7 protein-coding genes are annotated in these 5,724 nt (G+C 64.6%); 3 read left to right on the top strand and 4 right to left on the bottom strand.

Annotated features, from left to right (window positions below):
• The 4 genes from VNW74_RS19670 to VNW74_RS19655 all read right to left on the bottom strand — a co-directional run.
• Positions 1 to 147 (bottom strand): WXG100 family type VII secretion target (locus VNW74_RS19670; RefSeq protein WP_325679843.1); only part of this gene is annotated, 147 nt, incomplete at its 3' end.
• Between the two features lie 71 nt (positions 148 to 218).
• Positions 219 to 1,454: a PPE family protein gene (locus tag VNW74_RS19665; RefSeq protein ID WP_325679839.1), complete on the bottom strand. Its 1,236-nt coding sequence runs from the start codon at positions 1,452 to 1,454 to the stop codon at positions 219 to 221.
• A gap of 15 nt (positions 1,455 to 1,469) precedes the next feature.
• The gene (locus tag VNW74_RS19660; RefSeq protein ID WP_325679837.1) at positions 1,470 to 1,769 is read right to left on the bottom strand and encodes a PE family protein; all 300 of its coding nucleotides are present in this window, start codon (positions 1,767 to 1,769) and stop codon (positions 1,470 to 1,472) included.
• A 247-nt stretch (positions 1,770 to 2,016) separates the two neighbouring features.
• Positions 2,017 to 2,460, bottom strand: a complete 444-nt coding sequence (locus VNW74_RS19655) for a dihydrodipicolinate synthase family protein (protein WP_325679835.1) — start codon at positions 2,458 to 2,460, stop codon at positions 2,017 to 2,019.
• Between the two features lie 208 nt (positions 2,461 to 2,668).
• Here VNW74_RS19655 and VNW74_RS19650 point away from each other — a divergent pair, with 208 nt between their 5' ends.
• From VNW74_RS19650 to VNW74_RS19640, 3 genes are all read left to right on the top strand, one after another.
• A complete protein-coding gene (locus VNW74_RS19650; protein ID WP_325679841.1) occupies positions 2,669 to 3,229 on the top strand; it encodes a hypothetical protein in 561 nt (186 codons plus the stop codon).
• A 73-nt stretch (positions 3,230 to 3,302) separates the two neighbouring features.
• Positions 3,303 to 4,874 carry a metallophosphoesterase family protein gene (locus VNW74_RS19645; protein WP_325679833.1) on the top strand — a complete coding sequence of 524 codons (1,572 nt, stop codon included), beginning with the start codon at positions 3,303 to 3,305 and terminating at the stop codon, positions 4,872 to 4,874.
• A gap of 21 nt (positions 4,875 to 4,895) precedes the next feature.
• A complete protein-coding gene (locus VNW74_RS19640; protein WP_325679831.1) occupies positions 4,896 to 5,723 on the top strand; it encodes a mycofactocin-coupled SDR family oxidoreductase in 828 nt (275 codons plus the stop codon).
• The last annotated feature ends 1 nt before the right edge of the window (position 5,724 follow it).

The raw sequence follows: 5,724 nt of genomic DNA, 5'->3' as shown, positions 1-5,724 counted from the left end.
CGCCATCCCACTCCAGCCCGCACCGGCGATGTTCTGCGAGGACGCCCACATCTTGCGGGCCTCGTCCTCCACCGTCTGAGCGTGCATATCGAAACGGCCCGCCATCGACCGCATCTCATGCGGATCAGTCATAAAACGCGTAGGCATATCCCCTTCTCCCTTACCTCGGTGTCATTTCAGTGTTGAATACGTTGTGCGGCAACGGCATCCCCCACCTCTCAGCCGCCGGCCGGCGTGCGGGTTTCGACTCTCACGGGGGCTGTCTTTGCCGCCTGGGTGCCCACACCGCGCCCGCTGAGCGACCCCATGAGTGCTTGGGTGAACGGGCTGTTGGGCAGGTTCGACGCCCCCGGGCTGACGCTGGTCTGGGGCAACACCGGGGCCGCGCGAGACGCCATCTCCGGCGCCGCGTTGGCCCAGCCATTCGGTATCGACAGCCCGCCCAGTCGATGCGCCGACGCCAGCTGCGCGCTGATCGCCGACCCAAACCCCCGCAGCTGGCCGGATATGCCGCCCATTATGGCTTTCATCTTGGCGTCGACGAGCGCAGAGACATCGGCCAGCATTGCCTGATTGCTCGCCTGCATCGCCTGGCTCGCGTTCATCGAGTTGGCCATGCTGATCAACATCTTGGCGGGCATGCTGGCCATCATCGTCGCGTAGTAGACCCCCTGAACCGGAAGAATCGAGTCCGTGGAGCCCAGACCTGTCGAAGTCAACGCGCCCACTATCGTCGAGTCCAAGCTCGTCGGTACGCCAAGATCGCCCAGCACGCTGGTCAAGCCGTTCGTCAAGCCGTTCGTTAGGAATGACTGCAGGTTCGTGTCCAACGAGAGAAGTGACTCTATGTCCGTGCCCAACGAGCCGATGCCGGAGCCCGGAGTCGCTGTCGACTGAGCCGCCGCGGCCGCGTTGGCGGACGTCCCGCCATCGCTTGTCGTCGGCGCCGGGGTCTGCTGCGGCAACGCGATGGCCTGCTGCGATGTCAGTGCATAGGTATCCATCGTGAGGCCGTCCTGGAACCACATCTCCATGTAAAGCGCCTCGGTGGCCGCGATCGCCGGAGTGTTTTGGCCCAGGAAGTTGGTGGCAACCAACGCCGCCAAGAGTGCCCGATTGGCCGCGACGACCGTCGGCGGCACCGTGGCGTCAAACGCACTCTCATAGGCAGCAGCGGCCAAGCTGGCCTGACCACTGGTCTGCGCAGCCTGGATCGAGCTGCCCTGCAACCACGCGATGTACGGCGCCGCCGCAGCGGCCATCCGCGTCGCCGTCGGACCCAACCACGGTCCGCCGGTCAACTGCGCGATCACCGATTGATACGAGGTGGCCGTGCTCTCCAGGTCGGCGGCTAACTCATTCCAGGCCGACGCCGCCGCCATCAGCGGTCCCGACCCCGCCCCGGAATACATCAGGGCCGAATTAACCTCAGGCGGGAACAGCATAAAGCTCATCGACCCAAGCCCCCCTTAGCCTGCAGCTGCCGCATTCGCCACTTCGGTCAACGCGTACGCCCCGGCCCCCGAGCGTAACGCGGCCACCAGCTGCTCGTGCACTTCCGCCGCCTGAGCGGCGACCTGCTGATACGCCACGCCCTGCTTACCGAACTGTGCCGCCGTCATCGCCGACAGAATATCCGACGCCGCCGGCGCCAAGCCCGTCGTCGGCGCCGCCGCGGCCGAATTCCGGGCCACCATCGCATCACCGATACCCGACAACGTCCCCGCACCGCCCGACAGCACCTCCGGCTGCGTCGTTACGAACGACACCCTCCGACCTCCTTCAGAAGACGTCAAGCCCCCGGTCAACTGTTCGCAACTGTTAATTCGATTAACTTTTTCGGAGAGCGTTCACTCGGGCGCATAACGGTCGGCCAATCGTAAATCACGGACGCGGGTGCTGTGCTGAAAAAATCCAAAGACATTCAGCTCGCGATAAGTCTTCTTTCGCACGGGTCCGGGATCTTCTCAGGGAAAGACCGGAGCGCACGAATCCGCATCGCACTCGCCGACGCGGTCAGGCGTAGGTCAGCAGCTTCTTCAGCGCGGCACGGCCCTCGTCGTCAAGCGGCGGCAGGGGTCGACTCAGCTCCCCTACGCCGACGCCTAGCAGCCCCCAGGCCGGCCTTCGCCGTGGTGACCGGCCCGCCCCCACGGCGAACTCCAACATCCGCTTGAGCTCAGCGTAAATGGCTTGTGCCCTTGGCAATTCGCTGGCGCGTACTGCGCCGCACAGGTTGATGCAGGGCTGTGGGCGCAGACACGGTCCGGCCGTGCACCAAACGGTGGCCCCTGCCTGCGGGGCGTCCAACACCAGCGGATTAATGCCGTCGTATAAAGGCAGCCCGCCGCCGCTGAGCCGGTCGACGCGCTGCATCCGGGAAAGGTCACCAGGGCACCCTTTGACCATTGTGAGGTTTTCGATGGTCTCAAACATCCGCACCAACAGTTCCGGGCTCATATCGACCCCGCTTGTGGCCGGGTTGTTGTACATCATGATCAAAATCCGGATCGCATCGCCCCATGCTGAGAATATGCTTAAAAATATCGCAGTTTCCGAAAGCCTCAAGTGCAAACCCCGGCGGGATCATCACCGCGTCGGCGCCGGCCTGTTGCGCGCAGTGCGCACGCCGCGTCGTTTATGCGGTCGTAGGCGATACTCAAGAGTCATGGCTGGCTCTAGCGATGTTGTGCTGTCCGACGCCCGCATCGCGGCGATGTCGCCCGCTGAACGGCGCGACCTGATTCAGCGGCTGCAGCGTCCGCTAGACGAAGTGTATCCACCGCTCATGGCACATCGGATGCGACGGAATCGGTTGACCTTGATGGTGGGCGGCGTGATCGGGTTGATCCCGTGGATCGTCTACCTCGGCTTTAACCTGCCCCCGAACTATGTTGCCCAAAACTGGCCGGCAACGTGGATTGGCTTCGACTGTCTGCTCGTCGTGTTCATGGCCGCGACCGCGGTACTGGGCTGGCTGGGTCGCCAACTGGTGGTGCTGCCCGCCTTCACGACGGGGGTTTTGCTGATCTGTGATGCTTGGTTCGACATCGTGACCGCGGGCCCGGGACGGGATATGGTTTTGCCGGTACTGACCGCCGCACTCGGTAACCTGCCGCTCGCGGTGATCATGATCAGTGGCGTAGTGCGGATCCTGCGCGTAACAGCGATACGGCTGTGGTTTATCGATCCCGGCATGCCGCTGTGGCGCGTGCCGTTGGTGCCATAGGCGTCCAGGCGCCGCGGGCGGCCGGCGAGCTGTCGTCGACGTACCCACGCCCGGCGGCCGGTATGAAGGAAGCATGGGCGAACAGCCGGAATCACCGCCAGGCATCAGCCGCCGGGCGTTACTGACGACGGGTGCGACGGCGGCCATCGTCGGTGGGGCCGTCGGAGCGAGCGGCGTTGCGCTGCTCGACTCACCGAGTCGCGGCCCCAGTCTGTGGACCCGGCCCGATCAGAGCGGCGCGCAACCGGTGGGCGGCCTGCATCTGCAATTCGGCAAGAATGCGTCCACCGAAGTCGTTGTCTCCTGGCATACCACCGACCCTGTTCACAACCCGCGGGTCATGGTCGGCACGCCGACGTCCGGCTTCGGCCGTGTCGTACAAGCCGAGACTCGAACCTACCGGGACGCGAAGTCCAACAACGAAGTTCGGGTCAACCACGCCCGGATCGACAAACTGGTTCCCGACACCGACTACGTGTACGCCGCGGTGCATGACGGCACCACCCCGGAGCTGGGGGCCGTTCGAACTGGTCCGTCCGGACGGAATCCGTTCCGCTTCACAAGTTTCGGAGATCAGGCAATCCCGACACTGGGGCGACTCGAGAAGGGCAGTTATCGCGGCCACAACCTCGGGTCGCCGGCAGCCGGGGACACCACGACGGCAATCGAACGCCTCGGTCCGCTGTTCAACCTCGTCAACGGCGACCTGTGCTATGCCAATCTCGCGCATGACCGCATCCGGACCTGGTCGGACTGGTTCGACAACAACACGCGTTCAGCCCGCTACCGGCCATGGATGCCGGCGGCGGGCAACCATGAAAACGAATTGGGCAATGGTCCGGTCGGTTACGCCGCCTACCAGACGTACTTCGATGTGCCCGACTCGGGATCCGACGCCGAGGTCCGCGGCCTGTGGTATTCGTTCACCGCCGGCTCGGTGCGAGTGATCAGCCTCAACAACGACGACGTCTGCTTCCAGGACGCCGGCAACTTCTACATACACGGCTACTCGGGTGGCGCGCAGAAGCGTTGGCTGGAAACTGAACTCGCCGACGCACGAGCCGACCCGCGAGTCGACTGGGTGGTCGTTTGTATGCACCAGACCGCGATTTCCACCGCCGATCACACCAACGGCGCCGACCTGGGCATCCGGCAGGAATGGCTACCGCTGTTCGACCGGTACCAGGTCGACCTGGTGTTGTGCGGTCACGAGCACCACTATGAACGCTCGCATCCGGTGCGGGGAACACAAGACAGCGAAACCAAAACGCCGATCCCGGTCGAAACCCGCGCCGACGTCATCGACACCAGCAAGGGAACGGTGCACCTGGTCATCGGCGGTGGCGGCACCTCGTCGCCGTCGAACACCATGTTCTTCCCTCGGCCGCGGTGCCGCGTGCTGACCGACGTCGGCCCATTCGATCCGGCGACCGGGCGCAAGGCACCGATCTATGTGCAGGAGGATGCGCCGTGGTCGGCGTTTCGTGACCGCGAAAACCCTTACGGTTTCGTGGCATTCGACGTCGACCCAGGCTCACCGGGCGGCAACACGTCGATCAAGGCGACGCACTACGCGGTCAACGGCCCCTACGGAGCGATCAGCGTAGTCGAAGAGTTCACTCTTACTCGGCCCCGCCGCGGCTGAGTGTTTCCTACGCTTGCCGCTATGACGACTACTGATCTCCCGTTGGCCGGCAAGGTCGCCTACGTCACGGGCGCCGCCCGCGGGCAGGGCCGCTCGCACTGCATCAGGCTGGCCAGGGCCGGGGCCGACATCATCGCGATCGACGCCTGCGGACCCGTGACCGTGCACAACGGCTATGCCCCGTCACAGCCGGAGGACCTCGCGGAAACGGTCATTCTGGTGGAAGGTGAGGGACGCAAGATCCTCGCCTCGGAAGTCGACGTTCGCGACGCGGCCGGCCAGCAGCGCGTGGTCGGCGACGCCATCGACCAGTTCGGCCGCCTGGACATCGTGGTCGCCAACGCCGGGGTGCTCAATTGGGGCCGGCTGTGGGAGATTTCGGCCGAACAGTGGCAGGACACCCTCGACATCAACCTGACCGGGCTGTGGAACACGATCAAGGCGGTGGTGCCGCCGATGATCCAGGCCGGCAACGGCGGGTCGATCATCACGATCAGTTCGGCGGCGGGAATCAAGGCCGTTCCCGGCTGCGGCCACTACTGCGCCAGCAAGTTCGGGGTGGTCGGGCTGACCAACTCGCTTGCCGTCGAGCTCGGCGAATTCGGCATCCGGGTCAACTCCGTGCACCCGTATGGCACGGACACCCCGATGGGCAACGACGTCTCTATGTACCAGGTGTTCGCCGACCACCCGAATTACATCCACAGCTTCTCCCCCGGCGCGCTGCCGACGGAATCGCTCGCCGACCCGGACCTGATCTCCGACATTGTGGTGTGGTTGGCCAGCGATGCCTCGTCGCTGGTGACGGCAGCTCAGATCCCCGCCGACAAGGGGTATTTGAAGATTTAGC

Source organism: Mycobacterium sp., assembly GCF_035570115.1.
GTDB lineage: Bacteria > Actinomycetota > Actinomycetes > Mycobacteriales > Mycobacteriaceae > Mycobacterium.
The sequence above is the reverse complement of the archived record's forward strand: the minus strand, read 5'-3'. Positions and strand labels throughout refer to the sequence as shown.